Here is a 21,036-nt window from a genome sequence, read left to right on the forward strand (position 1 = left end):
TTAAAACTGGAGATTGAATCCAAAACTGACAGAAGGTGCAGGCGGTATATCCGGGTAATCCGGGTCTATGCCCTGCTTGTTAGCCCGGTAGAGCAATCCAAGGTTATTGGCATAAAAGTACAGCTGAGCAGATTTGAACAGCGCTATGTGCTTAGCAGACAAATCATATTGCAAACGAACATCTCTCAAGCGGATATGATTACCATTTTCTATGAGCTGTGTTGAATATCGGTACATATTATCGCGATTGGCCGATGCGGTTAGGGGAAGCGAGGGCACCTGGGTTTTTAATTCGTCACCCGGCTGCATCCACCTTTTGGAAAAATCGCCATGTCCCCCATTGCCTGCCAGGACATCGGAATAGACCACCGATTCCCTTCTGAAGAAATAGCCCAGCCGGTAGGCAATGTTAAAGGACAGACTTAGTTTTTTGTAGACCAGGTTATTGCGGATACTTCCAAACAGCCGGGGTCTTGCCGCATAGGAAAGTAAACCGGTCGTCGGAGTGGTCTGGATGATCCGGGTATAATCCGTGCTGGACTTTCCCTCAAGCAAGCCGGTGGGAGAGCCATCCAAGGGATTCAATCCACCCCATTCCAAAGCATACAAGGTATACAAGGACTGGTTGTTCATGGGTAAGCGGATGGATTGCAGATAGTTGATAGTGGAGGACTGCACCTGATAATTAGTAATTTTATCTGCCGCATAACTCAATAAGAGTACCGACTGCCAGCGGACACCCCGGGTGGTATGCTGGCGGGAAACTTCCAGATCCATACCCTTACCGGTCATATTGGCGATATTCCCTCTAAAACTGGTAATACCGGAAGAGGGGGCATAAGGTGTGTCTCCGATTAAATCCGTACTTTTTTTGGCATAGAATTCAAGGCTTCCTTTCCAGCGGGAGTTTCGTGTTTCCCAGTCTAACCCCCCATTAAAGATGCCCACCCGTTCCCATCTGAGTTGGGGATTGGGCGGATTAATAATCTGTGCATAGGGTAGTCTGGTTTGTGCGGCAGAAGAAAAATAATAGGCGGTCGTATACGCACTGGTTGTTTTGTCGATGTTACCGTTATAGCCATAGGTGGCCCGCAGCCGGAGATAAGGAAGTGCTGGCCAATGATAAAACCGCTCCTGAGCTAAATCCCAGCTGAGACCTGTAGAATAAAGCGGTACGCCCCGCTGATTGGTTTTTACCCCAAACAGATTGGATTGATCCAGCCGGGCACTTGCCGAGAAGGTATAACGTCCCAGATAGGTGTAAGCCCCATTCAGGTAATACGAGATGCCGCGGTCGGATTGCTCGGTACGCCCATCCCGGAAGGGAATCGTCTTACTGGTAGTCGGGTAACTGTATTGAGTGAATATACCTATGTAATCAACTGGTTGCAGAGTGGCATGCCGGTCATCGTATCCATAAAACCGGTTCCGGCTACTCCATCTGCTGCGGTCATACACCTCCGCCCCGGCCAGCAGCGAAATTCTGTTAGGATTAGGTTCAGCGTCATTGCTGATGTTTTTATAGGACAACTGGCCTCTCAGATGATGCGTGACAGTGTATCCCTGCGACTGATCCAGGATGCCACCTTTAGGGATAGGGTAAGTCAAGGTTCCGTTAGTACCTACCTGGGTATAGTTATTGATCAAATCACGGGTAAAATAGCTTTCAGGGCTGTAATATTGCTTTTGCAAGGCATTTCCCAAACCTGCCTGGTACTGTACTTCGGCCTGCAAGCCGCGGATAAGCAGGTATTTCATATTCAGGTTCAGACGCAAATCGTTGGCAAGAGTGGTGTTGTCATTGCGGTTTAATTCCTCCAATGGCCGGTAAGTCCAGTCGTACAAGCCCCGCAAGGCTGCATTCTGAACGAAAGAAGTCCGGTAATCCTTTACAATCGCCAAAGCATTCCCTGATTCGTCGGCCAACCGGGCGTATGGATACAGCGGTCGTAAGGTCTCCAGATTAAGCGTCCCCAAACTGTTCTGCTGATCCGTCGTCCGGGTAAAATAGATACCTGTTCCTAGTTCCAGCTTTTGCTGGAGAAAGCTGAAATGATTGGCTGCGTTCAGTGTCAGTCTGTTGAACTGGTCGCCCACAGAGGCAGACAGGTTGCGGTCATACCCCGCAGACCAATAATACCGGTGAGCGGTGGTTCCGCCACTGAGATTCATAGCATATTGCTGTAACAGGCTGTTCCGGTAGAGATACCTGCTATAATCATTTCTAAGGTCAAGCGATTCCAGTCGGCTGATTTCAGCCTGCGCTGCCTCAGCGCTGATTGTTCCGTCTCGTCGGGCAATGAGCAGCTCCACAACCGGTGTCAGAGGTGTATTCCCCAAAGAAGTTTCTGCTGCCGTGTAGTATCCCCGTTCGAAAAGCAGCTTTTCCATACCCATGTACTCCGCCGTAGACATCCGGGGTTTGTAAAACAGGTTGGGTCTGCTTCCCCAAACCACATCACTTTTCACAGTAATCTGCTGCTTGCCTGCCTTTCCTTTTTTAGTAGTGATGACAATCACCCCATTACCTGCCCGGGCTCCCCAGATGGAAGCCGCAGCCGCATCCTTGAGTAGAGTAATAGAGGCTACATCGGAAGGATTGAGGTTACGGATGTCCCCTTCATAAGGGAAATTATCAATCACAATCAAAGGCTGGTCATTGGCATAAATCGTACCCAGACTTCGGATACTGATGTTGTTGCCCTGCGTGGAACCATCCCGGTTAAAAGTCAGTCCGCTGGCCAGGTCTTCCAGGCGGTTGAGGATATTGGTGCCGGGACTCCGGTTAATCAACTCCGCATTAAGAAAGGCGAAGGAACCGGTTGCCCGCTCGCGGGGTATCTGCTCGTAACCGGTAGAAACCACCACCACTTCATCAAACTGGGAAGACTCAGGTTCCAGATAAATAGTAAGCAGTTCGCCTGTATAGGTTTTCAGCGACACCAGCTGACGCTTGTATCCGATAAAGCTGACCACCAGACTCTCCGCAGGGGCGGATGATTGGATGGAAAAATTGCCTTCTGCATCAGCAATCGTACCACGAATGCTACCAGGGATTTGTATGGAAGCCCCCACCAGGGGCTGCTTTTCGCCCGCAGATACTATTTTCCCTCTTACCTGGATTTGTGCCCACAGGTTACTATGAAACAGGAAGAGCAGGAGCCACAGAATGTATGGTTTTATGTTCATGGGTCAGGAATTTAGGGGTGAGGAGATAATCGGTCTGAGGCACTATTGATAATCAGTAGTTTCAACGGGACAGTTTTTTCCCTGAAGGCCAGACCATATTTTTCTAAAGCCTTGTTCAATGCGTTCAGGTCTGATAAAGCCGCCTCGATGGGCAGGTCTATTCCCTTCGTAATGCCGGTTTCGTCCACCAGCGGGAAAGGTGAGTTTTGCTGGTAGAGAAAATTCAAACGGTTGACTAGTACGGTCGGATGGCAATTAATCATTTTCAGACCCAGCATCTGCGCTTCAAAAAGAGGGGCTTGTCCTGATTGGTTGAAAGGAAGTGCGGTTCGGTCGGTCACGGTCAAGGCGTAGCACCGGGTGTCTCGTTCCTGAATGGAAAACTGGTATTGAGGAAAATACCGTCCTAAATCTGATTGCATAAATTGGAAAATTCTTGAGGTATCAGCAGTGGGAACGATGATTTCATAACAGAAGGCATTCTTTTGCAGCCATTCCTGCCGGTCACCCTGAGGTATAAGTTGCAGTGTATCGGGGGTTTCTATCAGGATGCGATTTTTCCCGAACCAGATGCGTGCTTCTCCATAGGCCTGAGCAGCCAGTTTGGGGATGGTCTGGTTCATCATGGTGATGCGGGTAAATCCCTTACCTGCCGGTTGGCGCTGGTATCCGCCACCCAAACCCGGCATATAAGCGGCGAGTACTGACTGGTAATACGGAGTGACCGGATGCTGGTCGACAGACGCTTTTACCAGAAGCGGGTAGCGTGCATCATAATGTATTGTCGGCGGCCTTTCTCTGGTTTGGGGAGTGGTATGGTTCTGTAAGAAATCTGAAATATGCTTAGCCGTCATCTGCTCGCTGGTAGTGATGGCTTTGACAAGCTGATCGGGGCCTATCCATACATAATAAGGGATGGCATCGCGGGGGAATGCTTTTTGCAGCACCTCATCTTCTACTACTTCAGGCCGGTTGACAGGTCTGCCGGTCCGTCTGCTTAACTTCTCCATAAAGGAAGTGACTTCCTGTCGGGACTGATAGGTAACGGGGATGATCCGGACACGGCCATCAAATTGCTTTTGCAGGCTATCCAGGCGGGGCATCATGGCAATACACGGACTGCACCAGGTAGCCCAGAAATCCAGGATGATGAGTTGGTCTTTATACTCTTGCAGGGTGAGGGTTGCTTTACCTTCGGGATGATTAATCACCTGTAAAGGCCGGTGCCAGAGCGCCGGTGGGAGAGCGTCTCCCACCTTGAGCGCCTGGGCGGGTAGGTGATAATGTATAGATTGGCAAAAGTAAAGGCATAGCAATGCCCCTACGCATTTTTGTACGTTCATAGTTTTAATTGCTTAGATTAATGAGTTAAAGAAGAGACTTGGCACTACCCTCCCTTACACCGGAGACTTGATGATGTTCTTGAAGAGCTGCTTAGGGCATACGCCGGCCTTGAGGCCAGACAAAGCCCTGCAAAGGTTGCGATAAAATGAAAAATGCTGCATAACTCGTATCTATTTTACGAGTCTCGTTCGGTGGGCTATAAAAAGCAATGTAGCACCGGGTTACTACCCACCGCTTAGCAAGGTTCCGACGCCTTCTAGGAGCAGTTGAGGGTAGCCGCCCAGATGCTACAATGCCTACAAAAATAGACAAAATATCATTCTGGGCGTCAAAACTACCTCTCTCGTCCTAGATCAAATTGTCGGAATTTGCTAACGAGACTTTTAGTTCGACACCTATTTTCTCATTAATAACGAGAAAACGTAATTCAAATATAATAAATAATTTCATTATATGCAAATATTTGCACTTTTTGAAATCATTTACTTGTTCAAATTAGCCCCATGGCTAATTACAGTAAAGAAATATTACAAGAAAACGTTTTCAATCTTCTTCATTTTTCAGGTATTACTGATGAACAATTTGCTAATATTCTAGAAATATCCTTGCGCAAATTGAAATATGTTAAAAAAAGAGAGTCTGAATTTACGATAGCAGATGTTAATAAAATTGCACTATTCTTTGATAAGAGTTTTGCTGAAATTACAACGAAGAAAGTTGAAGTTAATCGGAATTTCAGGAATGAACTTCTTAGTATTCATCGAAAAAATGTTGAGTATCGTAAAATATTGGAAGATCGCCCTTCAATACCATATGCGATAGAATTTATACTAGTTTTTGACCCAGAATTTAAAAATTCGGAATTTGAGGTAAAACAGATTCTCCAGGTTTTTAGAAAATATGGGTGGAATTATAGAAGCCCTTCTGTTTCAAAAGAATTGAAGAATATGAGCAGTCTTATCTTATCGAAACCTCATCCTCAAAAGAAGGGTATAAATTTGTATTTTAAAGCCGTTCAGAATTAAGTGATAAAAATGCTTTTGTTAACGAACTTGAAGACAAGAGCGTCATACCTTGTGAATAAATGATACAGACTAAGGACAGTTAAGTAAACAGCACTGACAATAAATAGAATTTATCTTTTTTAAGTAATAAAATAAAACTTTTCCTAGCAAACTTCATTACTTTAACCAACTGGTAGCTTTAGTAATATAGAGAATTTTTGAAGATAATTCTTTACCTTGAAAAAAATTTTCAGGCATAGCATTTAATAAATCTTTTGCCTTAATCTTTGGATTAGCTAAAAGTTCTTCTTTCAATTTAACCATTTTAGGAAGTAATTCTGCTTGCAATTTTAAAGATTTTAATTGTTCCACTTTATTTTGACTAATAAGTTGTTGACCATAATCTGTTAGTTGTCCTTCATTATCTGTTATACCAATTAGTAATAAATCTCTATAAAATTTAGGAGGTATTGTTGTATCTTCAGAAGAGAATAACGGTAAAATAGAATGTATTTCTTTAATTGAGCTTCTTATTATACTATTCTCTAACTCATTAATTAATAAATTTGACTTTCTTTTCGTTTTCCCTTTCCCTCTACCGCCTCTCGTAGGTTCAACTAATTTTGACTTTATATCCAAATTAGAAAGTAAAAACCAGCTTATTAAATTCTTTGCATAAGCATCCCAAGTATTATCTTGAAAATCCTGTTTAAAGGTATTTTTTAGAACCTGTATAATAATATCTTTATTGATCCTTGTGTTATCTAATTTTTTCAAGATTAGATAAGGAGTATAATTTTGGAATTTTTTGGTTATATATTTTATAAAGCCTTCTCTAGAAATTTCTATACCTTTAGATATTCCATAATATTCAAGTTCTTTTTGAATTAAGCCAATATTTCTTAATTCAATCATAATATTGTAAAGTGCTTCTTCTCCAATTCCTTTAGGGTATTTTAATGCTAAAGAAGTTATTGTTTCTTTTTTATTTTCATCTTCAAATAGTAAGAAAACATCAAGACATGAATTTACCATAATTCTAAGTAGATAACTTTCTCCTATCGGAGGGATTACGCCAGTAACAAGATAATCTCTAAAAATATCCCAGTAAATATTATAATTAGCACCTGAACGAATTATTAAACGTTTATGTAACAAGGATGCGATTGTTTGACTTTCAATTAAATCTCCAACATCTGTTTCATCGAAAAATGTACCATCGTATGCTCTTTTAGCTATAATGTGTAGAGCTTTAAGCTCATTTGACTCTATACGTTCTTCATCTTTTTTAAAAAGTTCAACGATATTTAAATTTGACTCTATCAAATTCTCTTTTATTAAACCAGATTGAATCTGGTCAAATATATGAATACATAATTTTTTTGTTAACCATGGTAATCCTTGAGAACTTTCTTTAATCCTATCCTTTATACTTTTATCTAATTCACCTACTGAATCCTCTAACTGTCTAATAATTCCATCAATCTCTTTTTCTCCAAATTCATTAATTGTAAATTCTCTTGCATGTTCTTTTGCTTGTTGCCAAATATGATAAGCAGGGTCATCACTTTGCACTAAGAAATCAGATTTCCATGAGAAACCAACAATTAGGTTAGGCTGTTTATCGGTTACATCTGTAAGAAATTTATAGAATGATTTAAAGAAATTCTTTTTTCTAAAAACATCTTCAAATTGGTCAAAAATCAGTACCAAAAATTTGTCTTCTTCTTTAAGTTTTTTAAGTAAGCTTTTCATTGACTCAGAAGAAAGTAAGTCTATATTTGAGTCAAATTTTATCTCTTTAAAAAAGATATCTGTTGTTAGAAAATCTTCTGTAATTGCCTTTTGTATTAACTTTTCTAAAGATAAAGCAACAAAGTTATCAGATATAGCACTTCGAGTATCAATTGCTAAAGCATAGTATTTATTTTTATAATGTTTATTTCGGCATCTATCTTTGATTTCTAGAACTAAAGAACTTTTGCCCCATCCAGACTTACCATTTAAATAAAAGATTCTCTTTTTTGTCGTACTATTTTGAATATCTTTAAAAAAATTAAGTATACTTGTTCTAATTGCGTCTCTTCCAACAAAGTGCTTTTTTTGGGCAGAAGCTGGTAAATAATCATACCAATTATCACTTTCTTGAACTTCAGATATTGCTTCTATACTAGTATCAATAGCTGATATTAAATTTTTTCCACCATTATTTGTAAAATTACTGATAATCTCTAAGTTCTTTATTTCATCAATTGCACCCTTTAACTCGTCTATTGTTTCCTGTGATAGATGCTTTTCATTATTCTTAGCATTAACGATAATAAATTTTGTTGGGATTGCATTTGATTCATTTATTAGATAAATAAAAAAATCTCCAAAATGGGTAACTGCAAGAATCTTTTTCGAAATTATGTAAGTGGCTAAATTGGGCAAAGGCTCAAATACCATATTTGCGTCAGTTAGCATTTTAATTATTTCATGCGGCTCAAAAAAGGTCAAATTTTTATACCTTTCTTGAGATTTCATTTCTGAAAGTAATGCTCCTGCTTGGTATTCAAGTTCATTAGTTCTAAAAAAATAACCACTATCAGCATTTTTATGCTGCACATTGAACCAAAACTTACCAAGTTCATCGGAGGTTACTTTTTCTTTTGCTTTACATTCTACATATAAGACTTCTGATTTGTGTTTATGAGAGCATATTAAATCAATCTCCATTCCTGAGAAATTTATATTTCCTCGAATTTCATATTGATGTATAGAAAGTAAACTTCTAATTAAATCTTCAAAACAGTTGCCTTTAGCTTTATTAGAACTTGTTTTTTCTAGAATTATTTTCAACTCACTTTTCATAAAATATAAAAACTTAGTTTAATTTAATAATTCAATTTCATAAACGTAACTACAACAATATCATATTAGAATATATAAAATAAAAATATATGAACCCTTAATTTATTAATAATTAGCCTAATATGCTCTTTAGCAAAATATTCATACAATACTTTAAAACTATCCAATTTAAGTTTTTTAAGATAATAGATTTTACCTACTGACTTGAATACGCCTTGAAACCCGCACTGTTTAAAGTCGACTTTGGCAAAAGCGATATCAATTTGAATCTAATCATAATCATTAGACAGAGGTTGAAAACAAACAGCCCAAATTTTAAGCAACATACTAATGTTTTGATAGCAAGTATGGATGAATTATTGGATTTTTAATAAGCCATTTCAAGTATAAAAATTATTATTTATAGTGAGAAAAAATACTCCCTCAGATATTAATGTCTAACCACTTAAACCAGTCCAAAATGATGGATAAATATCTCTGTAACTTAAGAGGTAAAGACATCCCTAATCAGTTTCTTGATTATCAGGTTTTCAAGTTTTGAAGCTATAGGTGAAACATTGTCAAAATTGTCCTTCCAATGCATTCCTTCATTATAAATTATTCCTAAAAGAAAATGTGATTCAGGTACGGGAACACTTTCATTTTGTTCTGCATATTCCAATTTCGGTCTTGTCTTTTTTGTTATCAAAAATTCAGCTTTATGCGTTGAGTTGTGCAATTGGCTATATGCAATTTCTTCAATCTTAATTCTTACACCTCCGCAAACCGCAAATGGACAAAATGCCCGATTATTCAGGTAGTTATCAACTTCATCAAACAAAAATTTATAAAAGTTATCTGATTCTCCCCATAATTCTGGCATATTTAAGTTTTTAAAATCGTTTCGCCTATTTAGATAAGAAGGTTCGTAATGTACCAAGTGCTTTGATATATCGTTTCTTAATAGCTCATCACGCGTCTTGTCTTCCCTTATCCGAAGCATTCTAGCCAAATGCTGATTCACTTGGATATTTGATTTTTCTAAATAGTAGACTCTTTGATTACTGAATGTAAAATTCTTAAAATAATTTGGGTTTAGATGTGTCAGAATGAGGGGATACAATTGTTTGCCTTCAGCATTAAATTCTTTTATAAATGATGTTATATAATACTGAGCAGCTATGAGGTTAGCATCATCAAGGTAGTCAAACACCTCGTCAATTATTAAAATGTTGGCATCCTTTTTTAAGTGTCGCCTTGCCCTAAATAGCATTGAAATGAAGGTTAGTATATCACGTTGTCCATTAGAAATGTGAATGGCTTTAGGAAACTTCACAACTAATTGTCCTCCTGTTTGACTGGCACGAATTCCTTTCCAAGTACAATTAAATGTTGCAAGGGTAGTATCAAAGCGCTGTTTATCTAATTGGTAATTATTATAAGTGCAAGCCTTCTTGAAATTATTACTATCTTGATTGTAAAGCCAAATCAATTGTATTGCTGCTAAATAGCCTTTTGTTTCAGAATTAGAGCCAATATCAAACCTATTTATGATATTGGCTATCCTATTCAAGTAATCAATCTGTCTTAAATCATTTAGACGGTTTGCTGTCACCCAATTAGTTAACGTTTCTGCCGTACCTGATTGCGCATTTATGTCTGCAATAATTGCATTGATTTTTCCTTGAATTCTTGGTCTATTCCCTCTTTGCAATGCCTGATAGCAATTACTTAGCTCTTCAACTAATTTCAAATTCGAAAGCAAAGAGGTTGCATTAGGTAATACTTTTGAATTTTGACCAAAGCGCGTTATGTTATTTTGTAACGAATAATTAAATGAAACATTAGCAGGAATACTGTCAACCAATACAATATCTTCAATTATCAATGATGCTTTGGAGTTTGCAAAACCACCATAAGTTGAAGCATTTCCTTTTGGTTTTGTGAGATTGTTTATTACAAAATAATCAAACTCACTGCTTATTGTATTTGTTGAATTTGTTGCTTCAAGTGTAATAAATGAGTGGTCTGGCTTTTCATATTCAATAAGGATTCTTGGCTGTAGCACACTATTCTCAGCATGATAATTCTCTTCTGCTAAATTTATTCTCCTTTCATTCATTGAATTGAAAGCTGTCGCAAAAGAACTTTTCCCAAAACCATTTGGTGCCACCAACAGACTTGGTATGTTTGGCTTAATGTCAAGCTCAAACCGTCTATGACTAATTCCTTTTATGTTTTCTATTTCAATAACTTTTAGCATGAATAAACTAAACTGGGTTTATAGTTCTCTTTTATTTATTATAAATACTACTCATTAGAGATAAATGCTTTCAAAAACGGATTGAATCCCTATTTTTACTTTTATGGGCTAAATTGGTTCCTAATATACAATCACTATACGGTATCAAATATACGAAAGTTTGTAATAATTATATATTTTTCGGTACAGCTTTAAACTTCTATTGAATTGTTATCTTTTACCTGCTTCTTAATGTAGCTTTTACATTTATCCTTAACCGTTAATTAATCTATCCAGATTGGGGAGCGTTTAGGAATATCCACGTAAAAAATGAGATTTTAGGCGCTTAATAGAAGACAGCCTTGTTTCCTAGATAATTTGACACTTGACGTAAAATAGGTGCTGTTTACTGCGAAATACTTCCCATTTACTGTAATAAACTTTCAATTTACAGTCATAGTAGTTCCTTATACTGAAAAACTCAATAAGCTTCTACTACAAAAATTTGTATTTTTGTAGAAACAATAATGAACGTAGAGCGATGGAGTATTTTATCTGGTGTGACGAATCTGTAAAAAGGGGACGCTACTTTTCTAACTTTTATGGAGGTGTTTTAATTAAGTCCAAAGATTTATCTTATGTACAAAGAAAACTCACAAAAGTTTGCGAAGACGTTGGTTTCGGAAATGAAATAAAATGGCAAAAAGTAACGGAGCAGTACTTAGAAAAGTATAAGACTGTAATGGATGCTTTTTTTGACTTAATGGCCGAGGGTAAGATTAAGATGAGAGTAATGTTTACTCAAAATTCAAACAAACCTCTAAACCTTTCGGAAGACCAAATTCAGGATGAGTTTTTCATATTGTATTATCAATTTTTTAAGCATGCTTTTGGTCTTGCCTACAGTAATGATACTTTGAAAACGATTCATTTAAGAGCGTATTTTGATGCCCTGCCAGATAAAATTGAAAAGAATAACAGGTTCAAAGAGTATATTAAGAATCTTGAAAATAATCGTCAATTTCAGTTAGCTCGTTTAAAGTTTCGCAAAGACGCCATTACGGAAGTAGATTCACATAAACACTTGCCACTTCAAATGATGGATGTTGTATTGGGAGCCATGGCTTTCAGATTAAACGATATGCACAAAGAGAAACCACTTGGTAAAAAAAGAAGAGGAAAAAGAACCATTGCTAAAGAAAAACTCTATAAACATATATACGCTAGAGTGAACAAATTGCATAAAGGCTTTAACATCGGCGTATCGACAGGGAAGCAAACAGGACCAGAAGACCATTGGAAAGACGCTTACAGGCATTGGAATTTTAAGTCAAGCGAATATGAATTGGATACATCACAACTAAAATCCAAAAAAAAGAACTCCGTTCTACCTACATGAATCTCCTACGTGGAACGTGGGGCTTCGGATAGCTACAGAGTTCTTTTCATTACAAAATTACAAATATTTGTAAGATTTAACAAGCTTTAATTAATATTATAATTAAAAGAGACTTCTATAAAGTAGTAATAAAGAGGAATATAGCTTATCATATGGAAGGTCAAGCATTTAGAAGAAATTTCTAATATAAAATGTAAGCCCTTTGTGTATTAGATCCTTTCGCAGGTTCTGCGAGATTCTGGATAGATTTTGAATCCACTTTATTCAAAGGCGAAGACTGTGGGAGAAACTGTAGAAGGAAGTTCGGCCTTGGTCCATAATTGTGTTTCATAGGGATACTGAAAGAGATTTTAATTATATCCTAACTCTCAGAACTGGGCAGGTAGTGAGCCAAATCGTGAATGATTTTAGCGCGTTTTACAGATTAAAGATTGATTAACTTTAGTCAAAAGTTATTGGTGTACCCAAAATTTCAAAATTCAGATGTCTGATGCCTTTTAATAAATTTCTTCTTATACTTCTTTTTTATTTTTATATTGCCATTCCTATTCATTACCCATGTTTTCATTATCAAAATGGCAAATCAGAATCCGGAGCAAATCGCCAGAGATACTATTGACGCTGCCCTTACAAACTGTGGCTGGATTATTCAGCATATAAAAGAAACTAATCTTTCTGCCGGACCCGGCGTTGCTATCAAAGAATATCAGACTAATGTTGGCCCTGCGGACTATTTGCTTTTTGTAGATGGTAAACCCTGCGGAATCATAGAAGCTAAAAGAGAGGAAGAAGGACATAGATTGAACGTGCATGAGATTCAAAGTGAAGATTATGCGAGAGCCAAACTGAAATACCTGAAAAACGACCCTCTACCGTATGTTTATTTAAGTACTGGCGAAATAACCCTTTTTACCGACTATACCGACCCCAAACCAAGAGCCAGAGAAGTATTCAGCTTTCACAGGCCGGAAACACTGCGCGAATGGAGAAGAATTGGTAAATCGTTAAGAACCCGGCTACTGGATTTGCCATCCCTTCCTACAGACAGATTAAGAGATTGCCAGATAACCGCCATCAATAATCTGGAAACATCTTTCAAGCAAAACAGACCCAAAGCCCTGATTCAGATGGCTACCGGCTCTGGCAAGACTTTTACAGCTATTACATTCATCTATCGCCTATTGAAGTATGCCAAAGCTAAACGTATTTTATTTCTGGTTGATACTAAAAACTTGGGAGAGCAGGCCGAGCAGGAATTTATGACGTACCTGCCAAACGACGATAACCGGAAGTTTACAGAGTTGTATAATGTGCAACGATTAAAGTCAAGCTATGTGGCAACCGATAGTCAGGTTTGTATCAGTACTATCCAAAGGCTTTACGCTATATTGAAAGGCACGGAACTAGATGAAGCATTAGAGCAGGAAAATCCAAATGAAAGACATAACGCTTTAGCCAAAAATATTCCACCCATTGCCTATGATGCGAAATTACCGATTGAATTTTTTGATTTCATTGTCATAGATGAATGCCATAGAAGTATCTATAATCTCTGGAAACAGGTTTTGGAGTATTTCGATGCTTTTGAAGTAGGCTTAACCGCTACACCAGATAACAGAACTATCGGGTATTTCAATCAGAATGTTGTCAGTGAATATAACCATGAGAAAGCCGTTGCCGATGGCGTAAATGTGGGCTTTAGTATTTTTAATATCAATACAAAAATTACCCAACAGGGAGCTACCATCTGGCAGGGAGAAGATATTGAGCATAGAGAGCGACTGACCCGGAAAAGAAGATGGGAGTTACAGGATATAGACGAACAATACGCTGCAAAGCAACTGGATAAAGATATCGTGAATCCTAGCCAGATACGTACCATTATCAAAACATTCCGTGAGCATCTGCCAGAGATGTTTCCGGACAGATATAATCAAGCAAAGGAATTTGAAGTGCCCAAAACTTTAATTTTTGCTAAAAACGATAGCCATGCCGACGACATTATCAGAATTGTCAGAGAGGAATTTAATGAAGAGAATAAGTTTTGCAGGAAGATAACCTATAACACAGAAAACCCTCAAAAAGAACTGGCTGATTTCAGAGGCTCCTATCATCCTCGTATTGCAGTAACGGTTGACATGATAGCCACGGGTACCGACGTAAAACCATTAGAATGCCTGCTGTTTATGAGAGATGTAAAGAGCCGGAACTACTATGAACAGATGAAAGGCAGAGGTACCAGAACCCTTGATTATGACCGACTTATTCAGGTTTCGCCAAGTGCTAAATATGCAAAAGACCACTTTGTAATTGTGGATGCCATCGGGGTTGATCATAGCCTAAAAACAGATAGCCAGCCTTTAGAGAAGAAACCATCTGTGGCATTAAAAGATATATTGAGCGCTGTGGGCATTGGAGCAAGAGACGAAGAGTTATTTTCTACACTGGCCGGAAGGTTAGCGAGATTGAACAGACAAATAACTGACAAAGACCGGGAAAAATTTAAAGAAAAAGCCGGAGGCATAGCTATTACCGACGTGATTCACCGTTTGCTTGATGCCATTAATCCGGATACATTGGAGGCGATAGGAAACGAAGTAAGAAAAGGTATGCAAGGCCATGCACCTAAAGATATAGAACAAGAAATCAGTAATAGGATTGAGCATTTGCAAAATCGGGCTGCTAAGGTTTTTACAGGTGAATTGAACGGATTTATTGAGAATGTAAGAAAAGCCCTGGAACAGAAAATCGATACACTAAATATTGATGAAGTATTAAATGCAGGCTGGCATCAGGATACGCAGGATAAAGCCAGTGCACTTGTGAGAAACTTTGAGGAGTGGATGCTCGAAAATAAAGATGAATTGGTAGCTTTGCAGATTTTTTATAACCAGCCCTACCGTAGAAGGGAATTGACCTATACAATGATTAAGGAGGTATTGGAAAAATTGCAGACAGATAAACCAACATTAGCACCTATGGGTATTTGGAATGCCTATGCCGCTTTAGAAAAAACGAATGGCTCACCTAAAAACGAACTGACAGCCATTGTAGCGCTCATCAGGCATCTGAGTGGGATTGACGATACTCTGGCGGCCTACGATAAAACTGTTGACCGGAATTTTCAGGAATGGGTATTTAAAAAACAGGCCGGAGCCACCAAATTTAACGAAGACCAAATGTACTGGCTACGCATGATAAAAGACTATATAGCCAATAGTTTTCATATCGAACAGGATGATTTTGACCTCGACCCATTCAACCGGAATGGCGGCTTAGGCAAATTTTATCAACTATTTAAGAATGATTACCAACTAATTATCAACGAACTAAACGAAGTATTGGCGGCATAATGATAGATAGAAATAAAATACCTGACCATTGGGAAGTGAAAGAATTAGGAGAGGTATGCAAACTAAAGAATGGATTTGCTTTTAAAAGTGATAATTATCAAGATAACGGTGTGCCCATAATTAGAATTTCTGATATAAATGGAGGACTTGTATCGAGTCAAAAAGCTGTAAGAGTAGAAGCTGGTGATGAATATGAAAATTATACTATACAAAATAATGATATTTTAGTGGCTATGTCAGGAGCTACTACAGGTAAGTTTGGAATTTATAGAAGTAGCGAAAAAGCATATCAAAATCAACGTGTAGGCAAATTTTTAATATTAGATAACGAAAATTTAGATAATAATTTTCTTTTCTATTTAATAAACTCATTAAAAAAGAATATTGAGAAGGATGCTTATGGAGGTGCTCAACCGAATATCTCTTCAAGTAAAATTGAACAAATGGAAATAGTTCTTCCTCCATTTGCAGAACAACAAGCCATAGTAGCTAAAATAGAAGAATTATTAAGTGATTTAGAAAATGGCAAACAACAACTCTTAACCGCACAAGCACAATTAAAAGTATATCGGCAAAGCCTTTTAAAATGGGCTTTTGAAGGTAAACTAACTAATAAAGATGTAAAAGAAGGCGAACTGCCGGAGGGTTGGAAGTGGGTGAATTTAGAAGAAATTGCGGTAAAAATAACAGATGGAGAGCATATTACCCCTAAAAGAACACCCGAAGGATATTATTTATTATCTGCACGAAATATTCAAAATGGCTATCTGTCCTTAGATGATGTTGATTTTGTCCCCTTAAATGAATATGAAAGAATCTTAAAAAGATGTAATCCTGAATATGGAGATATTCTAATTTCTTGTTCTGGATCAATAGGAAGAGTTTGTAGAGTTCCCAAAGATATAAAATTTGTGCTTGTTAGAAGTGTTGCACTTATAAAGATTGATTGGGAAAAATACTCTTCAAAGTTTTATGAATACTTATTTCAATCTCCTTTTCTACAAAAGCAGATTGAAGAAAGTAAAAAAGCAACTGCTCAAGCTAATTTATTTTTAGGTCCGATTAAAAAATTAAAAGTTCTTGTTTGTAGTAAAGATAAACAAGAATATATCGTATCAGAATTAGAAAGTAAACTAACAGTTTGTAATAAGTTAGAAGAAACAATCAGCCAAAGCCTACTTCAGGCCGAAACTTTAAAGCAGAGTATTTTAAAGATGGCTTTTGAGGGTAAACTAGTCACATCTCAGGAAGTTGAAAGCAACATAATCAAACCTGTTTTAATAAACACATCTAAAGTAATCAATGGTATTTCAGTTACCGATTTGCATGCAGGTATAATCGCTATGGTAATAGATGCGCATGAAAAAACTCCTCAACATTTTGCTAAACTGAATCACGTGAAAGGAGAAAAAATAGCCCATTTGGTTGAGTATAAATTAGGTATTTCTCTTGGGAGAACTCCTGTAAAAGATGCTGCCGGCCCTGATGATTATAGTCATTTAAAAGCTATAGAGCATAGAGCTGATAAGGCAAACTGGTTTGGGGTTAAAAAATTAGATATTGGTTATACTTATTTCTCAAAACCTGGAGCAGCCAAACTTATCAAAAAGGTTAAGGAGAATGTTTCTAAAGACGAGTTGACTGATATAAATAATCTGATAGCAACTTTTCTACCTTTTACAATGGAACAGGCAGAGATTGTGGCCACGCTTTTTGCAGGCTGGAATAACTTGCTTTTGGAAGGCAAGTTACCAACAGACGAAGAAATAGTATACGAATCAAGGGAAAATTGGTCTGAAAGAAAACTGAAAATTGAAAGAGAGAGATTTTTTAAGGCATTGCAATGGATGAAAGAGCATAACTATATACCAGAAGGAAGGGGTAAAATGGTTTTGAAGAGTGAGAAAGTTACCGCTAAAAAGAAAACTTCTAAAAAGAATATTAATAAAGGGGCTTAATGATTTAAACTCTATTAAGTAAGTATTCAAAATTGTATTGGGAAAGACTATGTCTCTGATAAGTTAGAAGAAACAATTAGTTAATGCCTGATTAATGCCCCAACTTTAAAGCAGAGTATTTTAAAGAAAGCTTTTGAGGGGATGTTGATAAATGAATAAATATTATGAATGAACAAATTAACTGGAGTGGCTATACATTTGATATTGAAATAGAACACGATGACAAAAATTCAATTTACATTAGAGTTTTTGACCCTCTATTGCCAGCAGATCACTCTGCCTTTGAATTGGAGTTGAGGGGACTATGGATAAAAGAAGGTTTAAATTTTAATAGGGGAGATTATTATCAGCATATGATGTCGAGAGAAATGATGGTGCTTACTCCCTCTCAAATTAGTTACGGTTCTTTAACACATAATTTTCTAATTCATTATTCAGTTCATTTCTCGTATATTAAGAATATTTATTCTACAAGTTTAGAACGAATTGATGATGACTGCTTTATTACATTTGATGCCATTAGATTTTGGAATAGACAGGTAGAAAAGGGGATAGCTACTTTGGTTGAAGATAGATATAAAATACGTATAAATGATTGAATGTAAACGTAATTTATCATGACTATTTATTTAAAATTTAACTGCAAAATATAATCAAGTTATGAATCAACAAATAAGACAATACTTAATAGACCAATGTATTAAAGGCATTCCAGTCAATTATGAAGATGTTTCTGTAAAACTTAATCTGAATTTAGCATTAGAAAGAGATAGAGATATTTTAAGTAGGACTTTAGGAGAAATTTCAGAGTATGAATTTAAAAACGGAAGACCTCTTATAAGTTCGATAGCAATATATAAACAAGCTAATGACCATGGAGATGGTTTTTATCAGCTTTGTGAAGACTTAGGCATCGGAAAGAAAAAACAATTGAAAGAGCAATACTACGGATTCTCCGAAATACAAAAGTGTAAAGAATTTTGGAAGAAGGACTTCAATTACCAGAGTTTTTATAAACTAAATACTCCTATTTACAATGAAAACAATTCTCTTGCTTTTTTTAATGTTATGGAAATTGAGTTTTTCAGAAGCTGGAGTGAAAAAGTCTATAACCCAGAAAATTCTGACCATGTAAATGCTAAAAATTATTTATTAGACACGGTATGGACGAAAACTAAATTCTGGGCAGAGGAGGTTGCAAAGCGCTTACCTGAATATGAGGAATCAAGTAAGAGAATTTGGAGTAAACGTGGAAAGGCGTCTGCAATTTTTAAAGAGTACACTTGGGCGAAAATCTATAAGAAAGGAGATAGCTCAAAGGATATTTTTTTACTATTGGTGTGGATGCTTTAAAAAATGCGTTGATTTATAAATTAGATTTTTTTAGAGAAAATGCTTCTAAACTCTCTGAGGAACAAAAACAAATATGTAAAAGCATTATCCCTTCTGAAATTGGTTGGATGGAGATTAGCGCTTCTGCTTTAATACACTACGATTGGGAAAGATTAATCAGTGAGGTAGTAGAGTTTATTAGCTCAAATACACATCATTATGAGCAGCTTGAAAAAAAGGTATGGGGTAATGTTACATCCCAAGAGACTTTTAATGATTCACTAAGTAAGCGGAGCTACCCTAACTGGGGATTAACTTTATTGCCAGACAGAAAACCAACTTTTAAAGGGTATAATACTGATTTTATCCAAAAAAATATCGAAGACAAACAATTAGGTGATAATGGAGAAGAGCTTGTAAGAGAATTTGAAAAAAAGAAATTGAAAGAAAAAGGATTATTGAATCTTGTTGAGCAAGTACAAATTGTAAAAGACGGTGACGGATATGACATTCTAAGTTTTGATGAAAAGTGCAACCCACTATATATTGAAGTAAAGACGACTGAAAAAGATGAAAAAACGTCTTTTTATTTAAGTTTAAATGAATATTTATTTGCAGAACGCAATCAAGGCAAATATGTCATTTATAGACTTTACAACTATGATTATGAAAAAAACCATGCAGATTTTTTTATAATTGAAAACCCAATAAATAGTCTTCTATTTCAACCAACACAATATCAAGTATATTTAAAGAAAGATAGTAATGAGCAATAGCACAGCCAGTATAGTAAGTAAAGTATGGAGTTTTTGTAACCCTTTAAGAGATGTAGGGGTAGGATATGGAGATTATCTAGAGCAATTGACTTATCTATTGTTTCTGAAAATGGCTGACGAATATAGCAAGCCACCTTATAACAGAGCCTTTAACTTCCCTAAAATCAAAGATGAAAAAAATGAGGAAATAGAAGACGCTGAAACCTGCACATGGGAAAACCTTGTCAATAAAAAAGGAGCAGAGTTAGAATTTTTTTATTCTTCGCTTTTAAGGTCTCTATCTACCGAAAGAGGAATGATAGGCCAGATATTTACCAAGAGTCAGAATAAAATACAAGACCCTGCAATGCTTGCCCGAATCATAGATATGATTAATAAAGAGCAATGGCTGATTATGGGAGCTGATGTAAAGGGAGATATTTATGAAGGACTCTTAGAGCAGAATGCACAGGACGTAAAAAGTGGAGCAGGGCAATACTTTACGCCAAGGCCACTGATTAAGGCGATGGTGGAGTGTATACGGCCTCAGCCTATGCGGACCATTGCTGATCCTGCGTGTGGCACTGGGGGCTTTTTTTTAGGGGCTTATGATTATATAGTTGACCATTATGAATTAGACAAAGAGAAAAAGGCATTTCTGAAAAACTCCACTTTCTATGGCAATGAGATTGTAGCTTCTACCCGTAGAACAGCACTGATGAATTTATTTCTGCATAATATAGGTGACATTGACAGTGAAAACTTTATTTCTCCGGCAGATGCTTTAATTGCGGCTTCGAGTGATACCTATGATTATGTGTTGGCTAATCCACCATTTGGTAAGAAAAGTAGTCAGACATTCACCAATGAAAACGGGGAACAGGAGAAGGAAGATTTAACTTATAATCGTCAGGATTTCTGGGCAACTACCAGCAATAAACAGTTGAATTTTGTACAGCATATACGCTCAATGCTAAAAACTACAGGATTGGCCGCTGTAGTATTGCCGGATAATGTTCTTTTTGAAGGAGGGGCAGGTGAGACAGTAAGAAAAAAACTACTTGAGACTACAGACTTACATACAATTCTGAGATTACCTACAGGTATATTTTATGCACATGGTGTAAAAGCAAACGTTGTTTTCTTTGATAACAAACCAGCCAGCAGAGACCCCTGGACAAATGAAATCTGGGTATATGATTACAGAACTAATATTCATCATACACTTAAGAAAAATCCTCTTAAAATAGACGATTTAAGAGATTTTATTGAGTGCTATAATCCCACCAATAGACATATTAGGCAAGAGACTTATAATCCTGAAACTAATCCCGAAGGCCGTTGGCGTAAATTTACCTATGAAGAGATAATAGCAAGAGATAAAACAAGTTTAGACATTACATGGCTCAAAGATAAATCATTAGCTGACCTCGACGACTTACCAGACCCAGACGTAATAGCCAGTGAAATCATAGAAAACTTAGAAACAGGTTTAGAAAATTTTAGGAGTATTATGTTGGCTTTGGGAGAGAAATAATTAGAATTTAAAAAGGTTGTGTGACAAACCCTTTTTTATTATGCAAGAAAATTCTTGATAATAATAGTGGAGACTAAATGGGGACTATTTT

General features: G+C 36.9%; 12 protein-coding genes. 8 read left to right on the forward strand and 4 right to left on the reverse strand.

Translation table 11 applies throughout. From position 1 onward, the window contains the following. Window positions 1-3,189, reverse strand: a complete 3,189-nt coding sequence (locus tag NZ848_RS18575) for a SusC/RagA family TonB-linked outer membrane protein (protein WP_259016793.1) — start codon at window positions 3,187-3,189, stop codon at window positions 1-3. Between the two features lie 11 nt (window positions 3,190-3,200). Beyond that, window positions 3,201-4,532 carry a TlpA family protein disulfide reductase gene (locus tag NZ848_RS18580; RefSeq protein WP_259016794.1) on the reverse strand — a complete coding sequence of 444 codons (1,332 nt, stop codon included), beginning with the start codon at window positions 4,530-4,532 and terminating at the stop codon, window positions 3,201-3,203. A gap of 504 nt (window positions 4,533-5,036) precedes the next feature. On the opposite strand from NZ848_RS18580, the gene NZ848_RS18585 reads away from it, so the two are divergent. After that, window positions 5,037-5,558, forward strand: a complete 522-nt coding sequence (locus NZ848_RS18585) for a hypothetical protein (protein WP_259016795.1) — start codon at window positions 5,037-5,039, stop codon at window positions 5,556-5,558. 156 nt (window positions 5,559-5,714) lie between these two features. On the opposite strand, the gene NZ848_RS18590 is transcribed toward NZ848_RS18585, so the two are convergent. Next, window positions 5,715-8,390, reverse strand: coding sequence for an ATP-binding protein (locus tag NZ848_RS18590; RefSeq protein WP_259016796.1), 2,676 nt, complete (start codon window positions 8,388-8,390; stop codon window positions 5,715-5,717). A 484-nt stretch (window positions 8,391-8,874) separates the two neighbouring features. Further along, the gene (locus NZ848_RS18595; protein WP_259016797.1) at window positions 8,875-10,632 is read right to left on the reverse strand and encodes a hypothetical protein; all 1,758 of its coding nucleotides are present in this window, start codon (window positions 10,630-10,632) and stop codon (window positions 8,875-8,877) included. Between the two features lie 520 nt (window positions 10,633-11,152). Between NZ848_RS18595 and NZ848_RS18600 the strand changes: the two genes are divergently transcribed. From NZ848_RS18600 to NZ848_RS18630, 7 genes are all read left to right on the forward strand, one after another. Continuing rightward, window positions 11,153-12,010, forward strand: coding sequence for a DUF3800 domain-containing protein (locus NZ848_RS18600; RefSeq protein ID WP_259016798.1), 858 nt, complete (start codon window positions 11,153-11,155; stop codon window positions 12,008-12,010). A gap of 575 nt (window positions 12,011-12,585) precedes the next feature. Beyond that, on the forward strand, window positions 12,586-15,363 hold the full coding sequence (locus tag NZ848_RS18605) for a type I restriction endonuclease subunit R (RefSeq protein ID WP_259016799.1): 2,778 nt from the start codon (window positions 12,586-12,588) through the stop codon (window positions 15,361-15,363). Further along, entirely contained in the window at window positions 15,363-17,321 is a 1,959-nt protein-coding gene (locus NZ848_RS18610) for a restriction endonuclease subunit S (RefSeq protein ID WP_259016800.1), read from the forward strand. Before NZ848_RS18605 ends, NZ848_RS18610 begins: the two co-directional genes overlap by 1 nt. A 164-nt stretch (window positions 17,322-17,485) precedes the next feature. After that, window positions 17,486-17,920 (forward strand): hypothetical protein, encoded by a 435-nt coding sequence (locus tag NZ848_RS18615; RefSeq protein WP_259016801.1) that lies wholly within the window; start codon window positions 17,486-17,488, stop codon window positions 17,918-17,920. 61 nt (window positions 17,921-17,981) lie between these two features. After that, window positions 17,982-18,674 (forward strand): hypothetical protein, encoded by a 693-nt coding sequence (locus NZ848_RS18620; protein WP_259016802.1) that lies wholly within the window; start codon window positions 17,982-17,984, stop codon window positions 18,672-18,674. After that, entirely contained in the window at window positions 18,662-19,429 is a 768-nt protein-coding gene (locus NZ848_RS18625; RefSeq protein WP_259016803.1) for a DUF3883 domain-containing protein, read from the forward strand. Before NZ848_RS18620 ends, NZ848_RS18625 begins: the two co-directional genes overlap by 13 nt. Next, window positions 19,419-20,945, forward strand: a complete 1,527-nt coding sequence (locus NZ848_RS18630) for a class I SAM-dependent DNA methyltransferase (protein WP_259016804.1) — start codon at window positions 19,419-19,421, stop codon at window positions 20,943-20,945. The genes NZ848_RS18625 and NZ848_RS18630 overlap by 11 nt, the downstream gene beginning before the upstream one ends. The last annotated feature ends 91 nt before the right edge of the window (window positions 20,946-21,036 follow it).

Origin of the sequence: Emticicia fluvialis, assembly GCF_024793945.1 — a bacterium.
Classification (GTDB): domain Bacteria; phylum Bacteroidota; class Bacteroidia; order Cytophagales; family Spirosomataceae; genus Emticicia; species Emticicia fluvialis.

Excerpts from the sequence above, each read along its gene's own strand:
- NZ848_RS18575 (WP_259016793.1), bottom strand. The coding sequence starts at position 3,189 with ATGAACATAAAACCATACATTCTGTGGCTCCTGCTCTTCCTGTTTCAT.
- NZ848_RS18580 (WP_259016794.1), bottom strand. The coding sequence starts at position 4,532 with ATGAACGTACAAAAATGCGTAGGGGCATTGCTATGCCTTTACTTTTGC.
- NZ848_RS18585 (WP_259016795.1), top strand. The coding sequence starts at position 5,037 with ATGGCTAATTACAGTAAAGAAATATTACAAGAAAACGTTTTCAATCTT.
- NZ848_RS18590 (WP_259016796.1), bottom strand. The coding sequence starts at position 8,390 with ATGAAAAGTGAGTTGAAAATAATTCTAGAAAAAACAAGTTCTAATAAA.
- NZ848_RS18595 (WP_259016797.1), bottom strand. The coding sequence starts at position 10,632 with ATGCTAAAAGTTATTGAAATAGAAAACATAAAAGGAATTAGTCATAGA.
- NZ848_RS18600 (WP_259016798.1), top strand. The coding sequence starts at position 11,153 with ATGGAGTATTTTATCTGGTGTGACGAATCTGTAAAAAGGGGACGCTAC.
- NZ848_RS18605 (WP_259016799.1), top strand. The coding sequence starts at position 12,586 with ATGGCAAATCAGAATCCGGAGCAAATCGCCAGAGATACTATTGACGCT.
- NZ848_RS18610 (WP_259016800.1), top strand. The coding sequence starts at position 15,363 with ATGATAGATAGAAATAAAATACCTGACCATTGGGAAGTGAAAGAATTA.
- NZ848_RS18615 (WP_259016801.1), top strand. The coding sequence starts at position 17,486 with ATGAATGAACAAATTAACTGGAGTGGCTATACATTTGATATTGAAATA.
- NZ848_RS18620 (WP_259016802.1), top strand. The coding sequence starts at position 17,982 with ATGAATCAACAAATAAGACAATACTTAATAGACCAATGTATTAAAGGC.
- NZ848_RS18630 (WP_259016804.1), top strand. The coding sequence starts at position 19,419 with ATGAGCAATAGCACAGCCAGTATAGTAAGTAAAGTATGGAGTTTTTGT.